16 protein-coding genes are annotated in these 23,805 nt (G+C 37.0%); 6 read left to right on the top strand and 10 right to left on the bottom strand.

What is annotated here, in order from left to right:
• Positions 1 to 66: 66 nt before the first annotated feature.
• From ilvC to ACFIM6_RS05660, 3 genes are all read right to left on the bottom strand, one after another.
• The gene (ilvC, locus tag ACFIM6_RS05670; protein WP_375612028.1) at positions 67 to 1,086 is read right to left on the bottom strand and encodes a ketol-acid reductoisomerase; all 1,020 of its coding nucleotides are present in this window, start codon (positions 1,084 to 1,086) and stop codon (positions 67 to 69) included.
• A 1,067-nt stretch (positions 1,087 to 2,153) separates the two neighbouring features.
• On the bottom strand, positions 2,154 to 2,888 hold the full coding sequence (locus tag ACFIM6_RS05665) for a pyridoxine 5'-phosphate synthase (protein ID WP_375612027.1): 735 nt from the start codon (positions 2,886 to 2,888) through the stop codon (positions 2,154 to 2,156).
• A gap of 86 nt (positions 2,889 to 2,974) precedes the next feature.
• On the bottom strand, positions 2,975 to 4,096 hold the full coding sequence (locus ACFIM6_RS05660) for an ATP-dependent RecD-like DNA helicase (RefSeq protein ID WP_375612026.1): 1,122 nt from the start codon (positions 4,094 to 4,096) through the stop codon (positions 2,975 to 2,977).
• Positions 4,097 to 5,136: 1,040 nt separating this feature from the next.
• Between ACFIM6_RS05660 and ACFIM6_RS05655 the strand changes: the two genes are divergently transcribed.
• The 3 genes from ACFIM6_RS05655 (at position 5,137) to ACFIM6_RS05645 (ending at position 7,979) form a co-directional block, all read left to right on the top strand.
• Entirely contained in the window at positions 5,137 to 6,063 is a 927-nt protein-coding gene (locus tag ACFIM6_RS05655; protein ID WP_375612025.1) for a D-2-hydroxyacid dehydrogenase family protein, read from the top strand.
• A gap of 230 nt (positions 6,064 to 6,293) precedes the next feature.
• Positions 6,294 to 6,545 (top strand): hypothetical protein, encoded by a 252-nt coding sequence (locus ACFIM6_RS05650; RefSeq protein ID WP_375612024.1) that lies wholly within the window; start codon positions 6,294 to 6,296, stop codon positions 6,543 to 6,545.
• A 1,212-nt stretch (positions 6,546 to 7,757) separates the two neighbouring features.
• On the top strand, positions 7,758 to 7,979 hold the full coding sequence (locus tag ACFIM6_RS05645; RefSeq protein ID WP_375612023.1) for a hypothetical protein: 222 nt from the start codon (positions 7,758 to 7,760) through the stop codon (positions 7,977 to 7,979).
• A 1,200-nt stretch (positions 7,980 to 9,179) separates the two neighbouring features.
• Here ACFIM6_RS05645 and ACFIM6_RS05640 read toward each other — a convergent pair.
• The 7 genes from ACFIM6_RS05640 to ACFIM6_RS05610 form a co-directional block, all read right to left on the bottom strand.
• Positions 9,180 to 10,979 carry an acetolactate synthase 3 large subunit gene (locus ACFIM6_RS05640; RefSeq protein ID WP_375612022.1) on the bottom strand — a complete coding sequence of 600 codons (1,800 nt, stop codon included), beginning with the start codon at positions 10,977 to 10,979 and terminating at the stop codon, positions 9,180 to 9,182.
• Between the two features lie 270 nt (positions 10,980 to 11,249).
• Positions 11,250 to 12,122, bottom strand: coding sequence for a tRNA (adenosine(37)-N6)-dimethylallyltransferase MiaA (miaA, locus tag ACFIM6_RS05635; protein WP_375612021.1), 873 nt, complete (start codon positions 12,120 to 12,122; stop codon positions 11,250 to 11,252).
• 706 nt (positions 12,123 to 12,828) lie between these two features.
• On the bottom strand, positions 12,829 to 14,352 hold the full coding sequence (locus tag ACFIM6_RS05630; protein ID WP_375612020.1) for a Do family serine endopeptidase: 1,524 nt from the start codon (positions 14,350 to 14,352) through the stop codon (positions 12,829 to 12,831).
• A 151-nt stretch (positions 14,353 to 14,503) separates the two neighbouring features.
• Complete coding sequence (gene hflC, locus ACFIM6_RS05625; protein WP_375606990.1) at positions 14,504 to 15,442, bottom strand: protease modulator HflC; 939 nt, start codon at positions 15,440 to 15,442, stop codon at positions 14,504 to 14,506.
• Between the two features lie 2 nt (positions 15,443 to 15,444).
• Positions 15,445 to 16,584 (bottom strand): FtsH protease activity modulator HflK, encoded by a 1,140-nt coding sequence (gene hflK / locus ACFIM6_RS05620; protein WP_375612019.1) that lies wholly within the window; start codon positions 16,582 to 16,584, stop codon positions 15,445 to 15,447.
• Positions 16,585 to 16,703: 119 nt separating this feature from the next.
• Entirely contained in the window at positions 16,704 to 17,213 is a 510-nt protein-coding gene (locus ACFIM6_RS05615; protein ID WP_375612018.1) for a dihydrofolate reductase, read from the bottom strand.
• Entirely contained in the window at positions 17,210 to 18,004 is a 795-nt protein-coding gene (locus ACFIM6_RS05610) for a thymidylate synthase (RefSeq protein ID WP_375612017.1), read from the bottom strand. Before ACFIM6_RS05610 ends, ACFIM6_RS05615 begins: the two co-directional genes overlap by 4 nt.
• A 213-nt stretch (positions 18,005 to 18,217) precedes the next feature.
• On the opposite strand from ACFIM6_RS05610, the gene ACFIM6_RS05605 reads away from it, so the two are divergent.
• The 3 genes from ACFIM6_RS05605 to ACFIM6_RS05595 all read left to right on the top strand — a co-directional run bounded on the left by ACFIM6_RS05605 (position 18,218) and on the right by ACFIM6_RS05595 (position 23,753).
• Complete coding sequence (locus ACFIM6_RS05605; RefSeq protein ID WP_375612016.1) at positions 18,218 to 19,525, top strand: MFS family transporter; 1,308 nt, start codon at positions 18,218 to 18,220, stop codon at positions 19,523 to 19,525.
• 956 nt (positions 19,526 to 20,481) lie between these two features.
• Positions 20,482 to 21,792: an MFS family transporter gene (locus ACFIM6_RS05600; RefSeq protein ID WP_375612015.1), complete on the top strand. Its 1,311-nt coding sequence runs from the start codon at positions 20,482 to 20,484 to the stop codon at positions 21,790 to 21,792.
• Positions 21,793 to 22,445: 653 nt separating this feature from the next.
• Entirely contained in the window at positions 22,446 to 23,753 is a 1,308-nt protein-coding gene (locus ACFIM6_RS05595; RefSeq protein WP_375612014.1) for an MFS transporter, read from the top strand.
• The last annotated feature ends 52 nt before the right edge of the window (positions 23,754 to 23,805 follow it).

Raw genomic sequence — 23,805 nt, 5'->3', positions numbered from 1 at the left:
TACCCTTTTTTTGATATTTATCTATAAAATTATAAAAGCTATTGACAAAATATCTCTGTAGAATCTTCAATTACGCTCTTTATCAACCAAAGCATTCGATTTTATCCAAGGCATCATAGAACGAAGTTTTTTACCAACTTCTTCAATAGGATGATTATCATTTAAACGCCGCATACTTTTAAAATGAGCAGCACCAGCTTTATATTCTTGAATCCAATTCGATGTAAATTTACCCGTTTGAATATCTTTCAATATACGTTTCATTTCTGCTCTGGTTTCATCCGTAATCACACGTGGACCAGACATATATTCACCCCATTCAGCTGTATTAGAAATCGAATAATTCATATTTGCAATGCCCCCTTCATACATGAGATCAACAATCAGTTTAACCTCATGCAAACACTCAAAATAAGCCATTTCCGGCGCATAACCTGCTTGTGTTAATGTTTCATAACCTGCTCGAATCAATTCAACAAGACCACCACAAAGAACCGCTTGTTCACCAAAAAGATCAGTTTCGCACTCTTCTTTAAATGTTGTTTCAATCACCCCAGCACGTCCACCACCAAGTCCACATGCATAAGATAATGCTACATTATGTGCATGCCCTGAAGCATCTTGCGCCACCGCTATTAAGCAAGGAACACCACAACCCCGTTGGTATTCATGACGAACTGTATGCCCTGGACCTTTAGGAGCAATCATCACAATATCAACGTTTTTTTTAGGTTCAATCAAGCCAAAATGAATGCTCAAACCATGCGCAAAAGCAATCGCTGCCCCATCGTGTAAATGATCATGAATATGTTCCTTATAAATATCAGCTTGCAATTCATCTGGTGTTGCCATCATGATGAGATCTGCCCATTTTGCTGCTTCAGCAACACTCACCACTTCAAAACCATCAGCCATGGCTTTTTTAACTGTTTCCGACCCTGAACGCAAAGCTATTTGCACATTTTTAACACCAGAATCTTTCAAGTTTAAAGCGTGCGCACGCCCTTGAGAACCATAACCAACAATGGCTACTTTTTTCCCTTTAATGAGATTAACATCCGCATCACGATCATAATAAACACGCATAAAAAATTCCTTCTTTCTCTATTTAAACTGGATTTCAAATTATTTTTATTCAATAAGAAACATTATCTACAGTGCATCACACACTTATAAAGACAAAAAAAAACCGCTTATAAGAACACAGCAATTGAATAATTTTAAAGTTTACATATTGCATAGAAAAAACTGTAGTCCCCAAACATTCCTAAAACATATACGGATCCCCAAATAAACTTCAACTGCTATTCTACAAAAACAATAATTACACAAAATAAGATTTCTAAAGAAAATTTAGCTAATATTCTACTCTTTTATCGTGCAACAACGCTATATTCTAAAAATTAAGATACAACATACAATCTTTAACATGAACCAAATCAATACGGATAGCAAGAAAAATTACAAAATAACAAGTATTGTTTTAATACAACCTTCAAAAGCATATACAACAATATCTTTAGAATAATAGAGAGGATGTTTTTACTTTTTACGTTCTTTTAATATCCACGCCTCTCACACGAAGAAGCCCCCATACGGCTATTATGTTATCCATTTATGGCGCCTTATAAAAAAATTTTAATATGCTCAAGCCCTTTTCAAGAATTCCCTATAATAGTGTAAGATTTATTGCACATCACTCTCTTTACTTCATAAAGCTACAAGTCGATATCATCATTCTATTTAACAGCTCCTATTGCATTAAGCTTATTCATAAGGAGATTTTACGTTATACTATTTACAGATAACCCAAAAATGAGCTCAAATATCAAGAAAATTTGTGTATTAATCCATTAAAATCCTACGCACTCCTTTTATAAGGGAAATACTTTCAAAACCCTACTTCTTCTCCATTCAAAGAAATTATAATAAGAAGATTTTAAAACTTCCTCATAATGGATAGTACAAATAAAAAACATCGCATGCACTCAAAAACAAAAGATAGAAAGCAACCAATAAATAGAGGAACAATAGAATATTTATAATGCACGATAATAGTGCTATTTATATCAACATATATAAAATTGTTTTTTAAGATAAATTGGCAAACCTCTATAAAAATTTCTTTTCCAATTTTTATAGAGAGAAAAAGATTACGATAATAACCGGATAAAACGCTGAACAGTCTCATGTATTCCATACTCTAATGCATCAGCAATGAGCCCATGGCCAATAGAAACTTCATCAAGCCAAGGAATATTTTTGACAAGAGCAGGAAGATTCATAAGTGTCAGATCATGCCCTGCGTTTATACCTAACTGCAATTCTTTTGCTCTTCTTGCTGCTAAAACAAGTTTATTGAGCTCTTGATCTTGTTTTGTTTTATCCTGAAATGCACCACCGTAAGGTCCCGTGTAAAATTCCACACGATCAGCGCCCATTGCTTTAGCAATATCAAGACCATCGACAGTAGGATTAGCAAAAAGGGATACACGAATCTTTCTGTTTTTTAAATTCTGAATAATAGGTGCTAAAAATTCTGCATCATGAGAAAAATTCCAACCATGATCAGACGTTGACTGATCTGGATCATCAGGAACAAGGGTAATCTGATCCGCATAGTTTTTAGCGATATCCAAAAATTGATCACTGGGATAACCTTCAATATTAAACTCAGCAGTAGGAAAAGTGTTCTTTATTAAACAGTATATATCTGGTAAATCCGCAAAACGAATATGCCTTTCATCAGGGCGCGGATGAACCGTCAAACCTGCTGCTCCAGCAGCAAGCGCTATATGCCCAATATTCGTTATACTTGGCCACGGAAGATTACGTCGATTACGCAAAACAGCAACAGCATTAAGATTAACCGAAAGTTTTACCGCCATGCCCATTTCCATTTTTTTATAGTGTGTAACAAGATAGAAAAAAGGCATTTTCCATCTGAAACTTAGATGATATACACATCTTTTTTCTATCGAACAATCGTTAAACGTTCTGCTGCGCGGGTAATTCCCGTATAAAGCCAGCGCGCATACATATCACGAAATGCAAAACTTTCATCAAACAAAACGACATTATTCCATTGAGAACCTTGCGCCTTATGAACCGTTAATGCATACCCATAATCAAAATCATCATATCGCTTTTTTAATTGCCATGAAATTTCTTGATCAGGGTTTTCAAACGCTGCTTTTAAAAGTTTAATCTTTGCTACCCCACGCTCACTTTCTTCTGGTTTCACAAGAAGATTAATACTTGGTTTAACGGTCTCCTTCTGTGAAGTCATCACCTTCCATAAGGAGCCATTCAACAAACCTTTAATCGGATCATTTCGCAAACACACCAGCTTATCTCCCGCTTGTGGATAATCTGCTGTAAATCCCTTTAACACACGCAAACGCTGATTATAAAGGTGGCGTGTACGATTAACCCCTACCAAGACCTGATCAGCATCCAAAACCAATTGTTGATTGACCTCTTTACGTGTCACAACGCGCGCTTCTCCATAGTCACCATAAGCAATATCGCGTCCTTCACGTACATCCATAGCAAGACGTATAATCGGATTATCTCGCGCTTGCCGATGAATTTCTGAAAGAAGAAAATCTGGTTCTCCATTAGAAAAAAAGCCTCCACCTGATATAGGAGGCAATTGACCTGGATCACCAAGAACAAGAATTGGCGTTCGAAAACTCATTAAATCACGGGCCAATTTTTCATCTACCATCGAGCACTCATCAACAATAATGAGTTTAGCTTGTGCAGCAGCACTTCTTCGATTTAACGTAAATGTTGGAGCAATAGATTTTTTTCCTGTTATTTCATCGGAAACTTCCTCTTCACCACGTGGACAATAAATTAGCGAATGAATCGTACAAGCATTGCTTGCACCTTTAGAACGCAAAACCTGCGCCGCCTTCCCTGTAAAAGCAGCAAATTGAACAGAACCATCAACTGTCTCTGCAAAATAGCGCGCAAGCGTCGTCTTACCCGTCCCCGCATAGCCAAAAAGGCGAAAAAGAGGAGAACGCCCTTCCTTCAACCACGCGGCAACAGCCTTCAATGCATTATCCTGTTCCCGTGAAAACTGCATAGCTTACCAACATAAGATTTGCATAAAAAGAGCAGTATTTTGAAAAAAACCAACTATCAAGAAAAATTTTTTTATTAAGAATTGCTGACACACGCCCATCTAACAACTTTCGTAGCACAATTATCAATTATTTACCCATTGTTTTTTCAAGATATTGTAACAATCTAAATTTTATCTATACATCGATCTTCTTGGTAACACCTTATGCGTATCAAATAAAACATCATTTTTTACAACAGTAACACCAACAATGGAAGATGCATATCTTAAATTTAAAATAACACCTATATACGCTTTTTCTAACCAAAATTTAGAATGAGAAAAAGAGTATTGCAATTGCAAAACCCTCACTAGAAAAAATGTCCTTAACAGGATAAAAATAATGTAATTTTTGAACGCTATTTTACACAATCAATCAGCTTTCTTGCACATAAAAATAAAGTACATCCACTATTACGAAATAATAATTAAATATCTCAAAAACCTTTTAGCTGAAATAAAAATAGCTCTCAACAAAACGACTTAATCCTATGATGATACACCTATAAAGTTCCTATCTCCCTCTCATCATGATTTTAATAAATTTACTCTTCATGCTACAAATAAGTGATATCTCAACGAATAAAGAGAGACATCACACTTATATGAAGCACGCTTTATCTCGCACAAATATGTAGCTTTTTCTGTTTCAACAATAAAATATGGTTCGTAAGTATGGCCTTCTTGGTAGTCTATTATAGAAAACTGGGACATGGCTTCAGTCCAGCGTAGCACTTCAGGTTCGTCCTCTAGAATATGAGAAAAGCGCAATTCTCCATCGACTGAGTTAAACTTTTTCTTTTTGTCGCAATGTTTTAAAGTTTATAAAAACTAACTGATTAATGCTATTCTTATTTGCTAGAAATAACAATAAATCAAGGGGTATAATTTGTTAATAGGCTTGGTGTTATATCAAAATATCAGCGATGAGATTGCTTTTTGGTTGTTTTAGAAATGAAATAATGAGCTCAAATATTGATGAATGAAACGGAAGGTTTAAATTGAAAATATTAATTCCAGATGACTATCAAAAAGCCACTCTACCATTACAGTCTATTACAAAATTAATGAAATCGCATGAAGTGCTGGTTATAAATAATTTAGCTAAAGAATATGATTTAGAAGATAGGCTCAAAGAGATAGATATTCTGATCTTAATCAGAGAGCGGACTATAGTTGATAGAAATCTTCTCCTGAAACTGCCAAATTTAAAATTAATCTGCCAAACAGGCCCTATAGGTTCACATATTGATATAGAAGCTTGTAGAGACTTAGGAATTGAAATATTAGACGGTGGTGGAGATCCAACTTCTGCTGCTGAATTTGCGTGGCTCTTAATTATGTCTGCGCGTAGAAAACTCTGTAAATCTGTATCTGATATGAAAAAAGGACGATGGCAAACAACATTTGGCAACCAAATGAAAGGGGCTACTCTTGGAATATTCGGGTTTGGCCGTATTGGTAAAATGGTTGCTCAATATGCTCAAGCTTTTGGCATGTCCATTTTGGTTTATGGGAGCGAGCGTTCAACGCAAGAAGCAAAAAATTTAGGTTATCATTTTACGCATTCAAAAGATGAATTTTTTACACGTCCTGACGTTATATCCGTCCATTTACGTTTAAGCGATAAAACCAGAGAAATCATAAAATTAGATGATCTATTGAGCATGAAACCTCATGCTATTTTTGTCAACACAGCGCGTTCAGCTTTGGTTGAAAAAGGGGCGATAGAAAAAATACTAAGTTTGGAAAATTCAATTTACTTTGCACTGGATGTTTATGACAGCGAGCCAGTATATGAGAGCAAATTATTGCAATCAGATAGAGTTCTTTGCACACCGCATCTGGGCTATGTGACTGAAGAAAGCTTTGAGAATTATATTGAAAAAGCTTGCCAAAATATAGCGTCTTTTATAAAGAGCACTTAATGCCGGCTGAGCCAATGTTTGTAAAATTTATCTTATATCGCTAGCGTATCAAATTTGCACGACACATAATAGCTTATTTCCTTAAATGAAGCATATTCCTTAGCTTTCATATTAATACCAATTGTATTGACAGATTTTTATGTAATCAGCATAAAATACCTAATTTATTGTTGCAAGCATTATTAAAAAGGCTACTTCATTGGAATACAATTTAATTGGAGGGGGGCGGAGTGAGCAATAATAAATTTATAGAAAAGAATTATTATAGATGTATTATATTGCTTGTTGCCACTATCGCTCAAGCATCAGCCTGCTTCTTTGTTCAAGGGATTGGTCCTTTAGCTGAATTTTTTAAGAAGGATTTCTCGCTTAGTGATTCTCAGATAGGTTTACTATCTTCAGCAGCGCAGTTCCTACCTATTATTGGATTACTTGTAGCTGGTGAATTACTAGACAAGTTTAACGAGCACTATATTATTTGAGTTGGCGCGATCGGCGTTTCTGTCGCTCTTTTGTTGGAAGCAATCGCAGATAACTATATTTCCCTTTTGGTTTGTTTGCTAATTGTAGGGGGATTTATAATTCTGCTCAACTCGGTAGTGCTAAATCCGTTTCTTCATGGTTTTCACAATCGCAACGCGGATTTGCAATGGGAATAAGGCAGGCGGGGCTACCATTAGGTAGAGGGCATTAGCTGGGTATAGTTATTCCTGCGAGTGCCCTTGTCTATGGCATACAAGGTGCGTTTTTGGTCGGTACCATAGTTTCTTTTTTAGGTGGATGTATCTTTATTATTTTTATCACTCACCAGCAAAAGTTATCACTATCGTTCCAGAAAGCAAGGCAAAAGTTTCGTTCTATGCAAATGTAAGGTCACGTCTTGCGATGTGGCTGCGCCGCATATGAAGAATAATATTTTTTCAAACGTTTCACTTGTGATCATTTAATATGTTTTAACCATTTTTATAACGATTTATTTTTATAGAATCTATCACCTGTCTCTAGATAAAAGTGCTTATTTATTTTTTGTTTCACAGGCTTCTGGTGCCTTAGGAAGAATTATTTTAGCAGCGTGGAGTGATCATTGTAGAAAAGGACGATTTTTTCCTGTCTTGTTTTGCATGATTGCAATCGTTTTTGGATTTTTAATATTAATTTTGAGCATGAGTGGATCCATAATTTATTTAACTATTTTATCTGCTTGGTTAGTTTTTTGGGAATGGAATGGTATGGCCCTTGAGCTGCTTATATTGTAGACTCTTAAACCGAAAGAAAGCGTTGTGTTTTCTCTGGGTTTAGCAATATCTGTAAATCAAATCGCAATTATTACTACTCCACCATTATTTGGATTAATCCAAGATTTTACAGACACTTATTTACTAACATAGCTGATTTTAATTATTGTTTTTTCACTTTTTTAATAAAAAAGTAGGGAAATATAATTGGGGAAATTATAATGATAAATGGAAAATACTTTTTAGTTGAGCAATGTCGAAAGAGACAAACTTTGAGAGGCTTTAGACCATGTTATTTATGATCCATACGGTGGTATTGAATATTCGGTTGAGTTAAAAAAATAGCATTTTCGCTGCTACCCCATAGAATATTGACAATTCTTATGAACCAAAAGGTGTCTATTACCCCTAGACCATATTTAATCTTTGAAAACCTTCCTGTTGATAAACAAATTAATTATGTCACCTAATCCTTACAATTTAGATGTGTCTTGTAAAAGTGGCTATATTAGCGAAAATTTAATTATAATGTTTTCTTTATTGATCGGAGAGCCTTATTCAATTAAGTTTGAAGGCGAACATATAGTAAATAACCTAGTTCCTTTAGAGGATAATAAAAAAGATTATACAGGATTAGGATCTGAAGTTGAGTTAGATTTTCATATGAAAATGCTGCACTAAAATTTATAACGGATTTAAATTTATCTCCTAAAGGTGATACTTTTATCTGGTATTCGCAATGGTGTTGATGGCCCGTTAACGAGAATATCTGATGCACGTCTAGCCTTAAAACTTTTAAGTGAGGAGGATTTGAGGAGCTTAAGGGATAATTTATATATAATTAATGTTCCCTATAGATGGAGAAAAAATGGGGTAACCTCTACAAGTAAAGTGCCCCTAGTTCAAGGGGACGGTGAATTCCCAGATATCAGCGCTGTTTTTTATCCAGGCATGTTAGAGCCACAGTCAAAAAAGCCAAGAAAGCTTCAGATCATTTTTATGAAGCTATTAAGGCTGTATCTTTTGGAATTGATGTACAACCAGAAAGATTATTATACATTGATAACAGAATGACCCTACACTCTAGAGATAAATTTTTTGGATCATTTGATAGTTATGAAAATCCAATGCGGTGGATTCAAAGAGTGTTTGTGTCTGCAGATTTATGGAATCATAGATATATAGAACAAATAAAAGAAAGAGTATTTAATTTTCAATGTTAATATCCTGATAATGATATGATGTTGAGTATTATTCTGGTTTATATATTGACGATACATCTCATATGTATAGGTTTCTCCCGCATAATCATACCTGATTATAAGCTATGGTGACCTATTGGTTTTCTATGGCTGCATTTGATTTTTGTTATTTTTTCCCTTCCTTTCAAACCGCTAGGGGATTTTCCTATCAAGCCCCTGAAAGAGCTATTTGGAGTAATTTCATAATGCAAAACCAAAACATAGTAACAAACTTTTCTATTGTTTTCACAAGTATGACGGCTTGCATGGTTGCACCCTTCAAGCACTGTGGCTTTTTTTCTTGCACGATGAAATCATTCATATATGAGACAACATAATTAATTTATAACAGATAATTCAATGTATTATCTAAAAAATGCAACGAAATAGCTATTAATGTGAACATATGAATTAAAAAAACAAACATCGCGTACAAATAAATTCAAACATAATTGTGCACACGACTTATAACATTTTTTAGATGAACAAATAATAATACACCCCATGTCTTTAAACAAAGAATGAAAATCATAAAATGAGCTCTAAGGATAATAGGAACTCTCCACAAAGAAGTGACAGAGATGAAGACTCCAAAGACTTCATCATCACCATCCTTCACCATTTTGTTAACATATTCATTTTATACAAGAATCTTTCCCTCGGAAGAAATAGCATTTGCAATAGCTTCTTCGCTTGCCTCATCGGGTAATAACATCTCATTATGAGCACATCCCGATGGGATCATAGGAAAACAGTTTTCTAAATGATAAACACGACAATCAAAAAGAACAGGCTTATCACAGTCAATCATCTGCTGAATTTTATCATCAAGTTCATCGGGTTTTGAACAATGAATTCCCACGGCTCCATAAGCTTGTGCCAATTTCACAAAGTCAGGCATAGATTCCGTATAAGAATGAGAAAGACGATTACCATGCAGCAATTGCTGCCACTGGCGGACCATTCCCATATACTGATTATTTAAAATGAAAATTTTCACCGGTGTGTCATGCTGAATAGCTGTTGCAAGCTCTTGAATATTCATCTGAATGGAGGCATCACCAGAAATACACACAACAAGCGCATCAGGATGCGCTATTTGAACACCTATAGCAGCAGGTAAACCATATCCCATCGTTCCAAGACCACCAGAAGTCATCCAGTGTTTTGGTTCATCAAAGTGATAATACTGCGCTGCCCACATCTGGTGTTGTCCAACATCTGTTGTAATATAAGGACAGACATCTTTGGTAAAAGCATAAAGTCGTTCAAGAGCATATTGCGGCATAATGACATCTTTTTTCTCCGCATATGCCAATGAATTACGAGCTTTCCAACGGTTAATTTGCGTCCACCACGCCTCACGGACTTCACTGTTAAACGCTGGTTGCTGTATCTTTAAGAGTTGCGTCATATCTCCTAAAACACAAGCCACATCACCAATAATTGGAACTTCTGCTTTTACAATTTTATTGATAGAAGAAGGGTCAATATCAATATGAATAATACGCGCATGAGGTGCAAATGCATCAAGGCGCCCGGTGATACGATCATCAAATCGTGCTCCAACAGCTAACATGACATCACAATCATGCATGGCCATATTAGCCTCATAGGTTCCATGCATTCCAAGCATTCCAAGCCAATTTTTACCGGAAGCAGGATAAGCACCAAGTCCCATTAATGTTGAAGTAATCGGAAAATCCCCCAATTGAACCAAATTACGTAAAAGCTGTATAGCTTTCATCCCCGATGAAATAACACCACCACCAGAATAAATAATAGGGCGTTTTGCCTCAACTAAAAGAGAAACGGCAGATTCAATAGCCTTAGTATTCCCTTTCAACGATGGAAAAGAATGTAAAGACTCCTGAACTTGAGGTGCTCTATAAAATCCTGAAGCAAATTGAACATCCTTAGGAATATCAATCAAAACCGGCCCAGGACGACCTGATTGAGCAAGAAAAAAAGCTTCATGAATAATAGCCGCAAGATCATTGACATTTTTAACCAGCCAATTACGCTTCGTACAAGGCTTTGTAATTCCAACTGTATCAGCCTCTTGAAAAGCATTTGTTCCAATCACCGTTGTTGACACCTGCCCAGAAAAACAAATAAGAGGTATCGAATCCATAAGAGCATCTTGCAAAGGTGTAACAGCATTCGTTGCCCCTGGACCAGACGTCACAAGCATAACCCCTACCTTCCCTGTGCTGCGTGCATAGCCTTCAGCTGCATGCCCTGCGGCTTGTTCATGGCGCACTAAAATATGCTGGAGTGTATCTTGGTGATAAAGAACATCAAAAATAGGCAAAACAGCCCCACCAGGATAACCAAAAATATGTTCAACGCCTTGATCTATAAGAGCTTGAACCACTATTTCAGCGCCCGACATTATTTTTCCATCTGCACTCTCTTGCTTTCTTGGATCATTTCTCATTTTTCCCACTCACCTACTTTATAGGACAATAAAAAAGCCCCTAACGGAGCCCATAAAAAAAGCCCCCAAAGGAGCCCATTACACAACACATACTGTATGATTACCCCCATTATTCCAACGTATAAAATATATAAAAAATTCCTTGTAGAGAGATTTCTAATTCCATTGATACCATTCGTCAATAAAAAATTATATTTTCTAAAAAATTTCTTTTTCACGAATTATATTTTATCTTTCGATAAGTTTCTTTGCAAAGCTCTAATTCTTTTATCAAAAAGTAAGCATCCATTCTTCATCAAATTGATTACGAAACCATGTCATTTGTCTTTTTGCATATCTCCTCGTTTGTATTTTTACCGCTTCAAGAGCATTCTCAAAGCTTCTATATCCATCCAAATAAGCCATAAATTCAGGTATACCAATAGCCTTCATTGCCGGTAAAGAAGGGGAAAGTTTAAGTTTTTTCATAGCCACCACTTCTTCTAAAGCTCCTCTTTCAATCATAGAATCCAAGCGTTTATGAATACGTTCATAAAGCAGAGAACGTGGTGGCATGAGAAGAATTTTTTCGGTCAAATTTGGCGCAATGAGAGGTGTTGTTTTTTGTTTCTGCCACCAACTGAGCGTCTTACCGGTTGCATCATAAACTTCCAAAGCACGGACAATACGCTGTCTATCGTGCGAAGAAATTTTTTCAGCAACAACAGCATCAATCTGCAACAACTGGCGATAAAGACTTTCAGGTCCCTCTTTATCAAGCAGCAAACGCCACTTCTGCCGCACAACATCTGGAACATGAGGGATTTCCGAAATCCCCTCTAAAAGAGCACGAAAATAAAGTCCTGTTCCACCAACAAAAATAACTGATCTTAAAGAAAAAGTAGCCAATAGCCTCTCGACATCACACAACCATTGCCCTACTGAATAATTCAAAATAGGACTCACATGACCATAAAGATAATGGGGAACAATCGCGGTATCAGCCTCCCTCGGCCGTGCCGTTAAAATATTTAAAACATCATAAACCTGCATTGAATCAGTATTAATAATGAGAGCATTTTTTTCTTGAGCCATTTGCAAGGCAAGTTCTGACTTCCCACTTGCCGTTGGCCCCGCTATTAATGTAACTGTTCTCTGTGCCATGAATAGCAATTTCTCCCAATCAATAATTTATTACAACATGCAGACACCCCTAAAGTCTTCCTGTATTTTCTCTCCATTATCATAGAGTAAATACTTCAAACAAAAAATACGAACACAAATTCCCCTTAAGACAAAGCCCCTTATGAAACTTATAAAAAAGAAAAAATGGACTTAATAACAACACCAAAGGAATTTCCAAGCATTTTTTGCTATCATAATTCAATAACAAACCACAGCTATAATAATTCTGTCCGTTAAGGCCATTAAAAATATACTCTTTGTCATCATTTATGAAAATAATACTAAGTTTAATCTATACAATCAAATAGCTTTATTTTTTCCTATAAAAATAGCATGCTACGCCGGTTTATAATAAGAGCCTCATAAAGTATCATATCAATACCATTTACTTGCGCATCACAAGCAGAGATAAAAATGGACTTAAGAAAGGTGTACCAATATCTCTTATGCAGCATTTCAAAGTCTAGGCTGTTACAATATTGAGAACTGAAAAATACTATGATGACACCAATTTATACTTTGATATTCAGCATAAAGATATAATGATTTCCAATGGATTTTATATTGCACACCCCATACTCTCTATCGTGAAATGAGCTTGAGAAATATTGGACATCACATGGCTGACTTGCAAAATATCCCACACACTAAGGCTGATAAAAAACAAAAAATAATTTTTTAAGGATCAATCCATTAGGAGCGTTACGAACCGTAACTCTCCATCTGGACACGCTACAATAAATAGAGCATTTTTGCGTCCAGCTTCACGTAATTTATGAATACGTTTTTTAGCCTCATCAATTGTTGTGATAGAACTCTGATTGATATCAACAATCACTTCACCAACGCGAATACGCTTTTTATCCGCTGCACTATTTTGTGCAACAGATGTCACCACTAGTCCTCGAAGTTTATCTGAAATTGAATAACGATGACGCAAATCCTCTGTCAGTTCAGATAACGTCATTCCCATAAATTGCATTGTCACGTTTTTCGACAGATCTTGATTTTTTTTATCATCAACTTCTTCTGTATCTTCATTTGGATCTGTTTCAATCAAACGTCCAAGCTTAACTTTTACTGTTGCTTCTTGCCCATTGCGTAAAATAGTAACGTCCACCACTTTTCCTTCTGAACTTTCTGCAACTAAACGCGGCAAATCACGTGCATGCTTAATTTTGGAATTACCAAAGGAAAGAATAACATCTCCAGTTTGTAACTGGCTATTATCTACATTATTTTCTTCCGTCTGTTCTATTTTACCAGCCACCAATGCTCCCACAGCATTATCCAATTTTAAACTTTTTGCAATATCCTCTGTTACCGGCTGAATACGAATAGCCAACCAACCACGCCTTATTTCTCCAAAATCACGCAATTGATTAATAACAGAAAGAGCCATATCCGATGGAATAGCAAATCCAATACCGATAGATCCTCCCGAAGGTGAAACAATTGCTGTATTAATGCCAATGACTTCACCATTTCTATCAAATAACGGCCCACCAGAATTTCCCCGATTAATTGCTGCATCTGTTTGAATAAAATTATCATAGGGACCAGCATTAAGATCACGGTTACGTGCAGAAATAATACCAACCGTCACACTTCCACCAAAACCATAAGGATTACCAATAGCCATAACCCAGTCACCAATACGTGCTTTTTCTGAGTCACCAAAACGCACAGCTTTTAATTTTTTACTTCCTGCATCGACTTGAAGCAACGCCAAATCAGTTTTGCTATCCTTTCCAAGAAGCTTTGCCTTTAGTTTTGTCCCATCCGTAAAATTAACTTCAATATCATCAGCATCTACAATAACATGATAATTTGTAACAATAATCCCTTTTTGCGCATCAATCACAAAACCAGACCCTAAAGAACGCACCTTTTGAAATTGACTATCTTTTTGACCATCCTTGGGTGTAAAAAAATCACTGAAATATTCCTCCAGCAATGAATCTTTTGGGATAACGGGTACCGAGGTGTTTGCATCCTGTTCTGTTCCTTCAACAGTCTGCGCCGTGGAAATATTCACAACTGTTTCCAAAAGCTCAGAAGCTAAATCAGGAATAGAAAGCAATGCCTTGCTTGTCTCGGCTCCCCAAGACAAACTCACTGATCCTGATAGAAACAAAGTCACACAAAAAACAACTCTTGTGATAAAAAACTTTAAAAACGTATTTTTACTCACGACACTTCTATCCATGACATGCCTTTAATCAAAGATGCAAAGAGCCCCACTAAATTTATCTACGTAAAACCAGCACGGCTCGATACTCTCTACCACTTTTACCATAAAAGAAAATGGTCACAGATCATTCTTTTCATGCAAAATCTCGTATCTGCAATCCATTATTTTATCTATTCTCTCCCGATTTTGGATCAGTTTTACTGAGGCCAGTATTCATTGTCGGTAAGAATGCTTTATTTGCCTGCGGCGGATTACGAAAATAGAAAAAGAAATCCTCATTTGGAGAAATCACCATCGGTGTTTTCTCTAAATTCTTGTATTGTTCCATCGCCAACCAAAAATCGTAAAAAGACGGATTAGCCTCCCTCGCATTCAATAAAAGACGAATACTTTCAGCTTGACCTTCACCACGGGTAATTTCAGCATCACGCTTTGCAGCTGCTACAATTTCTTCATATTCACGATTAGCTTCTGCCACAATACGATCTCGCTCCTGCTGACCACGAGCCCGGATATTTTCCGCAGCAGCTTCACGTTCAGCTGCCATTTGCCGATAGACATCTTCTGAAACAGCATCAGTCAAATCGGTTTTACGAATACGCACATCAACAATGGTAATACCCAACGAGCCTGCATCTACAGAAAATTGCTTCTGTACTTCAGCCATCATCGCGCCTCGTTCATCCGATAAGGCTGCTTTAAATTCTCGCTTACCATAAACAGCACGCAAAGCGTCAATAAACCGTGGTGCAAGGTTTTCACGTGCCGCAATTTGTGGACGCCCAGAAGCAATGCGCTGTAAAAACAACTTAGGATCTGTAATACGGTAAATAAAGAACGCATCCACCTCATAATACGCACCACCACGAACCTGTACAGATTGTGTAGGAACATCGTAACGCAATAACCGATTATCAACAATGATCATCTTATCGATAAAGGGCGCCTTGAAATAGATTCCAGGATTAGATTCTACCTGAACAATTTGTCCAAAACGCTTAATTGCTACTTGTTGACGAGGATAGACGATAAATACGGACATCCACAAAATCATCAAAACAAACACTATAGCACTAAAAACAAACAAAAAGCGAGATTGCTGCATAATTAATCTCCTCCAGAAATACGAGAATCTAAGAGTAACGCAGGACGCGCTGCTGTTGCCTTTACTTTTTCCGATGACTTGCTACGCAACAATTCATTCAAAGGTAAATAAGGCACCGCTGGAGAATTTGCCTGATCAAGAACCAGCTTATTTGGTGAAGAAAGAATCCGCCCCATCGTCTCCATATAGAGACGGTAGCGAGCAGCTTCTGGTGAAATCGCAGCCTCTCGAGCTATCGCCTGAAAACGTTCAGCACGCCCTGTTGCCTCTTCAACCATTTGTGCCTTTTCACCTTTTGCGATTTCCCGTGTGCGTGAAGCTTCACCATTTGCTAAACCAATTTTCGTAAAACGCACACGATTCCCCTCTTCAATCATTCTTCCACGTTCCTGCTCCGCCTGCTGAACAGAATTAAACGCAGCAGCAACCTTTGTCGGAGGAGCAGCTTCACTGATAGAAACACGGCTTATTTCGACACCAAGTTGATATTTATCCACAGTCAACTGGATAATCTTTCTAACGTCATTAGCAACTTCTTCTTTCTTGTCACGTAAAACATCATCAACCGGCCGCGAACCAATGACCTCACGCATTGCACTCTCAGCAACTTGGCGGACAGTTCCCTCTTGATCATTCACATTGAATAAAAACTGACTAGGGTATGAAATCCGATAATAAACGGAAAAATTAACATTAACGATATTTTGATCACTCGAAAGCATTAAACCATCACTTTGTTGCGCCTGACCGGGCTTCCCACCAATCGCGATTGTTTTTTCCGTTAAAGGGACTTTCATATAGGTCTCAATTGGCCAAAAATGAAAATGCAACCCATCACCAATAATGCCTTCTTTAGGGATGCCAAAGCGCAACTCTACCGCTTGTTCATTTTGCTGAACAATATAAATTGACTGGTATAGCCAAAAAAACACAATAAGCAGAAGGAATAAAACAGAAAAACTGCTTCTCCCGAATTGTTTAAATTGATCCTGCCCTTTGCGCAAAATTTCATTAAGATTAGGACCATTTTCGCCACCATTACCGCCACCAGAACCAAAGAGATTCTTAGCTGGTGTTTTTTTGTCACCACTGTTTTTATCGCCACTCCACGGGCCACCACCATTTTGATTTGTCCAGGGCATTATCACCTCTTTAACTGATTACCACTACTCGAACACCAACCATTTGCTTGATCTTATAGGGTGTCTCTTACCTCATTACAATACAACTGATAAACCCTTCCACTTCATATTACAAAAAATTATTTCCGCTCATAAACAACAAAACGTGTCGGATGACTATCTTTATCCCCTTTTGGAATATCTTGTGTTTGCACAATAGTCCACTTTTCTTTATCAAAAACAGGAAAAAAACTATCACCTTCTATAGAAGCTAAAACTTCTGTAAGGAATATTTTATCAGCCATATGCAACCCTTGTTGAAAAATTTCACCACCACCAATAATAAAAATTTCCTCTACATCATTTTGAGAAGCAACATTTGTTGCAAGAGAACAAGCTTGCGATAAAGAGTGAGCAACAACAGCCCCTTCAGCACAAAAGGTACAATCACGTGTAATAACGATATTTGTACGCCCTAGTAAAGGTCTCCCAATAGAATCCCAAGTTTTTCGCCCCATAACAATGGGCTTACCCAATGTCAAAGCTTTAAAGCGTTGCAAATCCGTTGATAAATGCCACGGCATTACACCTTCACGACCGATAACACCATTTTCTGCAACAGCAGCAATTAAACAAATGGAAATCGTCATATTGCTACCGGCGCTTTAATATGGGGTTGTGCTTCATAATTAAGCAACTCAAAATCCTCAAATTGAAAAGAAAAAAGATCTGTTACCGCTGGATTTATGCGCATACATGGCAAAGCATTTGGTCTACGAGACAATTGATATTTTGCCTGTTCAAAATGATTAGAATAAAGATGAGCATCTCCCAGAGTATGAATAAAATCGCCTACTTTAAGACCGCTTACTTGCGCAATCATCATCGTTAGCAATGCGTAGGATGCAATATTGAATGGAACACCTAAGAAAATATCCGCCGAACGCTGATAAAGTTGACAAGATAATTTCCCCTCCGCAATGTAAAATTGAAAAAGACAATGACACGGAGGCAACGCCATTTCCTCTATTAATGCAGGATTCCAAGCTGATACAATCAAGCGACGAGAATCTGGCGTTTCCTTAATCATTGTTAAAAGATTGTTAATTTGATCAATATGGCGTCCATCAGGAGCAGGCCAAGAACGCCACTGATAACCATAAACAGGACCAAGATTTCCCTTTTCATCAGCCCACTCGTCCCAAATTGACACACCATGCTCTTTCAACCAAGCGATATTTGTATCGCCTTTAAGAAACCACAAAAGTTCATAAATAATTGAACGTAAGTGTAGTTTCTTTGTTGTCAACAACGGAAATCCTGCTTGTAAATCAAAACGCATCTGATACCCAAAGATAGATCGCGTTCCAACACCCGTTCGATCTGTCCGATCAATACCCTGATTTAAAACATGAGATAAAAGAGCAAGATATGATTTCATGAGGGTATTATGTCCGATTCTTCTTATTATAGAAAATAAAAACTGTAAAATCCGTACAAAGATAATTCAAATCTTTTTCCAAAAACATCTTACACAAGAAATTATCATGATCTGACTAAATTTTTGATGCAAAAGATAAAATACTATAGACAGCTTCTAAAAAAATGACATAAATGAACAAAGATGGATGAACATCAAATAAAGGGATCGACTATGGAAAAACAAGAAGCTTTAAAACCACATGATACAAGAAAACGTATCTGGGCTATCGTGTCCAGTGCATCAGGTAATCTAGTAGAATGGTATGACTTTTATGTTTATTCCTTTACATCTATTTATTTTGCATCACAATTCTTTCCCTCAGATGGCAATGACGTTACGCAACTTTTAAAAGCGGCGGGTGTTTTTGCTATTGGTTTTCTTATGCGCCCAATCGGCGGATGGCTTTTTGGCTTCATTGCCGATCGTTACGGACGCAAACGCTCAATGCTTATCTCTGTTTTTATGATGTGTGGTGGTTCGTTCTTAATCGCCCTACTTCCTACCTATGAAACCATTGGAATGGCAGCAGGAATTCTTTTACTTTTACTCAGAATGCTTCAGGGGCTTTCTGTCGGTGGTGAATATGGTACAACAGCAACTTATATGAGCGAAATCGCCCTCAAAAATCGCCGCGGATTTTTTAGCTCTTTCCAATATACCACACTGATTGGAGGTCAACTTCTAGCCAGTCTCGTTATATTCATTTTAGCGCTTTATCTCACCGAAGATCAGCTAAAAGCGTGGGGCTGGCGTATTCCATTTGCCATTGGTGGATGCGGCGCAATTGTTGCGATTTATCTACGCCGCACACTCCATGAGACAACGACCAAAGAAAGTCGTTCTAGTGCACAAGCTGGTAGTATTAGGGGACTTCTGAGCAACCACCGAAAAGCTTTCTTTCTGGTTATTGGCTTTACAGCTGGAGGATCGCTCACATTCTACACCTATACGACTTACATGCAGAAATATCTGATCACAACCACTGGCTTTGATAAACATACAGCCACAACAATCATGACAGCTGCACTCTTTGTTTTCATGTTACTCCAACCCCTCTTTGGTGCTCTTGCAGATAAAATTGGAACAAGAACTTCACTCCTTATTTGGAGTGTCTTATCTATTATCTTTACCATTCCTGGACTTAATATGATTGGTAGTACTGATAGTACATGGATTGCTTTATCAGTCATTACTGGAATGCTCTGCATTATGAGCTTTTATACATCTATCTCTGGCATTGTAAAATCAGAAATGTTTCCTGCTTCAGTACGAGCAATAGGAGTTGGGCTCTCTTATGCTATTGCCAACGCACTGTTTGGCGGTTCTGCTGAATATGTCGCACTTGGATTAAAAGATCTTGGATATGAATCTGTCTTCTATTTTTATATAACCGGCATGATGATTATTGCATTCATTGCTGTTCTCTTAATGCCAGATGCTCGCAAAAAAGGGTATTTACAAGGAGACGATATTCATTAACCTTTAATGTTAACAAACAAGGATTTTAACAAAAAAGCCCAGAGTACTGGGCTTTTTTTTATATTCTTTCCGATAGAAGTTTAAAGCTCACAATTTTTTATCCCTTCAAACACTCTAAAGAAGCAATGTTCCCTCCTGCACACGCCGCTTATAAAAATAAATGGCTTCATATTATTATGTAATAAATACTTCTTTAGCTGAATTTAATTCACTGAAGATAAAAAACGTTTGATTTATTTTAATATTCCCATGCCCACTCAAAATCGAAGAAAAGTGATTATCTTTCAAGATAATTTTATCAATAATAAAGATTACACTCATGATTTTGTTTAATACGTTCTTAATAGTACCCCCTCATGCAAAACAAATCCTTTCATGAAAAATAGAAAATACCATTATATTATGAATTCGCACACTTTTTTGAGAAACATTTCTCAATGCACCCAACTCCATTTCACAACGACACCCGTGAATGACATAACGTAAAAGCCCCGTAAAGTATAAACATGGGCATCACTCTCTTTACACTTAATAAAAGTGCAAGCCGCTATCATTATACTATTGAGGAACTCTTAATATTGTACTCCCCCTTAACACTTAAGATCATTCCTAAAAATTATTTTAACTGATACACCAACCTCGCATGAAATAGTCAATAACATCATTTTACGAAACAACATCAAGCATATAAACTAAAGAGTATCATATCTTCATAAACACTCTGCATATGCAAATAATTCACAATCAAACAAAAAATAATATTTCCTTAAGGATAGTAAAAAGCGTATGATTTACGCAATGTAACAACACCATGAGCCCAAAACACCACTGATAGCTCTAGAAAAAATCTTTATGTTTCCCTAAAAAATTATCATGATACAATGGCGTTTTTATAATGCACATCGTAAATAGCTTTAAAAAGAAGAAAAGTTATAAATCTAAAAGGGGAATACTTCATGAATAATCAAACAACTTTAGATCCACATGATACAAGGAAACGTATTTTTGCTATCATATCCAGCGCATCAGGAAATCTGGTAGAATGGTACGACTTTTATGCTTACTCCTTTGCATCGGTTTATTTTGCATCACAATTTTTTCCTGAAGATGAAGATATTGTTACACAACTGTTAAAAACGGCAGGAATCTTTTTTATTGGCTTTCTTATGCGTCCAATTGGAGCATGGCTCTTTGGATACATTGCGGATCGTTATGGACGTAAACGCTCAATGCTTATTTCTGTTTTTATGATGTGTGGTGGCTCTTTTCTCATTGCCATACTTCCCACTTATAAAACCTTGGGAATAACAGCAGCATTTCTTCTCCTTTTAGTCCGTATGTTTCAAGGGCTTTCCGTTGGCGGTGAATATGGTACAGCAGCAACGTATATGAGTGAAGTTGCGCCCAAAAATCGTCGTGGTCTCTTTGCTTCTTTTCAATATGCAACAACGATCTCAGGTCAACTTCTGGCAAGTTTTATAATATTTATTTTAGCCATTTACCTTAACGAGGATCAGTTAAAAGCATGGGGATGGCGTATTCCCTTTGTCATTGGTGGCTTTGGAGCAATCGTTGCAATTTATCTGCGTAGCTTGCTTCATGAAACAACAACCCTCAAAAGCCGCTCTGAACAACACGCTGGTAGTCTTAAAGAACTTTTTCGTAATCATAAAAAAGCTTTCTTTTTGGTTGTTGGCTTTACAGCTGGTGGATCTCTCACATTTTATACATACACCACTTATATGCAAAAATATCTGATCACAACCACTGGTTTTGATAAACAAACCGCAACAACGATAATGACTGCCGCCCTCTTTGTTTTTGTGCTACTCCAACCCCTTTTTGGTTCCCTAGCCGATAAAATTGGAGCAAGAGCTTCACTCATTAGTTGGGGGGCATTATCCATTATCTGCACCATTCCTGTACTTAAAATGATCGGTAATGCCCATAATCCATGGACAGCACTCTTAATCATTATTGGAATACTCTGTGTTATGAGTTTTTATACGTCCATTGCTGGTATCATAAAAGCAGAATTGTTCCCTGCTTCAATCCGAGCAATTGGTGTTGGATTTGCTTTTGCCATTGGCAACGCACTCTTTGGCGGTTCTGCTGAATATGTAGCGCTTGGATTAAAAAATATGGGATACGAATCTGTTTTCTTTTTTTACATCGTTGGTATGATGGTCATTGCACTCATCTCTATTCTTCTTATGCCCGATATAGATAAAGGAGGATATCTCGATAAAGACGATAGACTTCATTAAACTTATTTTCTGGATAAAAAAAGCCCAAGAAATTGGGCTTTTTTTGATCTCCTCTCCACCCTAGTAAAGAACGAAAAGCCCGCCCCGCATTCGTCTTACAAACAACTCAGTTTCTTTTAAATTGTCTATAGTTACTGCCCTCTTTATGTAATTTACTTGATAAGATTCTATGGGCAGCCCTACCCTAAATATTTATCACGATATCTAAAAAACACCTCATACGGAAAACCTTATCTGAGGCTTACCTCACCCCCCTAAATGATGATGTGTTATGATACAATAAGATAAGTGAGGACACAAAATCCCCTTTTACATTACTTAAGCTTTTTGAAATATTTTCAGTTTTGGGGCTTTCTGCTCATAAAGACCATCTCTTCTATAATCTTCCGGTATGATGCCAATATTGCATTCTTATCATAAAGTTTAAAGGTATCTTGATCTACTTTTCAATGTTCTCTCCCTTTAAATGCAACGTGATAACTTTTTATTCTATAACACAAGTAAAAATCTTAAAACGAATAACAACATAACTCTAATAAATCATCTTAAAGAGTTTCCCTAAGAAATTGTTATAATACCATTGAATTTTTCTGGAAATCATAAACAATTATGTTTAGAAAATATGAACTATAAATCCAAAAGGGGAACAATTCATGAAAAATGAAACAACTTCAGCATCACAGGATGCAAGAAAACGTGTTTTTGCTATTATAGCAAGCGCATCAGGAAATCTCGTAGAATGGTATGATTTTTACGTTTACTCATTTGCATCAATTTATTTTGCATCACAATTCTTTCCCTCCGATGGTGATACGATTACACCACTGTTAAAAACCGCGGGTGTGTTTTTTATTGGCTTTCTTATGCGCCCTATTGGAGCTTGGTTTTTAGGATTTGTCGCCGATCGTTATGGACGTAAACGCTCGATGCTTATATCCATTTTTATGATGTGTGGTGGCTCTTTTTTCATCGCCATACTTCCCACCTATGAAACCTTAGGAGTAACATCAGCAATCCTTTTACTTTTAGCTCGGATGATGCAAGGACTTTCAGCAGGTGGTGAATATGGTACAGCAGCCACTTATATGAGCGAAGTTGCCCTCAAAAAACATCGTGGGCTTTTTGCTTCTTTCCAATCAGCTACCCTTATTACAGGTCAACTTCTTGCCAGCTTCATTATATTTATTCTAGCATCTTATCTCTCTGAAGATCAGTTAAAAGCATGGGGATGGCGCATTCCTTTTGTGATTGGTGGTTTCGGGGCAGTGATTGCGATTTATCTGCGTCGTTCTCTCCACGAAACAACCACGAAAGAAAGCCGCTCTCACAAACACTCTGGCAGTCTTAAGGAACTTCTCACCAAGCATACAAAAGCCGTTGTCGTAATTGCATGCTTTGCATCAGGAGGATCACTCACATTTTACACCTTTACGACTTATATGCAAAAATATCTGATCACAACCACCGGCTTTGATAAACATACCGCAACAACGATTATGACAGCTGTACTATTTATTTTCATCCTATTCCAACCCATAGCTGGTATCATAGCCGATAAAATTGGAACAAAAACTTTACTTATCATTTGGAGTATACTCTCTGTCATCTTTACATTTCCTGGACTCTGGATAATCGGTAATACGCATAGTATATGGGTTGCCTTTTCCGTCATTATTGGCTTGCTCTTCATTATGAGCATGTATACATCCATCTCTGGTGTCGTCAAATCAGCAATGTTTCCCTCTTCAATACGCGCATTAGGCGTTAGCATCTCTCATGCCATTGGCAACGCCTTATTTGGTGGTTCTGCTGAATACGTTGCGCTTGGATTAAAAAAGTACGGTCATGAATCACTCTTTTATTTTTATATAACCGTCGTGATGATCATGGCATTCATTGCTCTTCTCTTTGTCCCGAGTATGCGTAAAGGAGGCTACCTCCAAGAGGATGAAAAACATTAACCCTTTTTATCAACGAAAAAGCCCAAGAAATTGGGCTTTTTTTTATCATTAT

This window comes from Bartonella sp. AA9NXGY (assembly GCF_042196845.1).
In the GTDB taxonomy this organism is placed as follows: Bacteria; Pseudomonadota; Alphaproteobacteria; order Rhizobiales; family Rhizobiaceae; genus Bartonella.
Note: the sequence above shows the minus strand (reverse complement) of the source record. Positions and strands in the feature narration are given on the sequence as shown.

Excerpts from the sequence above, each read along its gene's own strand:
- ilvC (WP_375612028.1), bottom strand. The coding sequence starts at position 1,086 with ATGCGTGTTTATTATGATCGTGATGCGGATGTTAATCTCATTAAAGGG.
- ACFIM6_RS05665 (WP_375612027.1), bottom strand. The coding sequence starts at position 2,888 with ATGGCGGTAAAACTTTCGGTTAATCTTAATGCTGTTGCTGTTTTGCGT.
- ACFIM6_RS05660 (WP_375612026.1), bottom strand. The coding sequence starts at position 4,096 with ATGCAGTTTTCACGGGAACAGGATAATGCATTGAAGGCTGTTGCCGCG.
- ACFIM6_RS05645 (WP_375612023.1), top strand. The coding sequence starts at position 7,758 with ATGTCACCTAATCCTTACAATTTAGATGTGTCTTGTAAAAGTGGCTAT.
- ACFIM6_RS05640 (WP_375612022.1), bottom strand. The coding sequence starts at position 10,979 with ATGAGAAATGATCCAAGAAAGCAAGAGAGTGCAGATGGAAAAATAATG.
- miaA (WP_375612021.1), bottom strand. The coding sequence starts at position 12,122 with ATGGCACAGAGAACAGTTACATTAATAGCGGGGCCAACGGCAAGTGGG.
- ACFIM6_RS05630 (WP_375612020.1), bottom strand. The coding sequence starts at position 14,352 with ATGGATAGAAGTGTCGTGAGTAAAAATACGTTTTTAAAGTTTTTTATC.
- hflC (WP_375606990.1), bottom strand. The coding sequence starts at position 15,442 with ATGCAGCAATCTCGCTTTTTGTTTGTTTTTAGTGCTATAGTGTTTGTT.
- hflK (WP_375612019.1), bottom strand. The coding sequence starts at position 16,584 with ATGCCCTGGACAAATCAAAATGGTGGTGGCCCGTGGAGTGGCGATAAA.
- ACFIM6_RS05615 (WP_375612018.1), bottom strand. The coding sequence starts at position 17,213 with ATGACGATTTCCATTTGTTTAATTGCTGCTGTTGCAGAAAATGGTGTT.
- ACFIM6_RS05610 (WP_375612017.1), bottom strand. The coding sequence starts at position 18,004 with ATGAAATCATATCTTGCTCTTTTATCTCATGTTTTAAATCAGGGTATT.
- ACFIM6_RS05605 (WP_375612016.1), top strand. The coding sequence starts at position 18,218 with ATGGAAAAACAAGAAGCTTTAAAACCACATGATACAAGAAAACGTATC.
- ACFIM6_RS05600 (WP_375612015.1), top strand. The coding sequence starts at position 20,482 with ATGAATAATCAAACAACTTTAGATCCACATGATACAAGGAAACGTATT.
- ACFIM6_RS05595 (WP_375612014.1), top strand. The coding sequence starts at position 22,446 with ATGAAAAATGAAACAACTTCAGCATCACAGGATGCAAGAAAACGTGTT.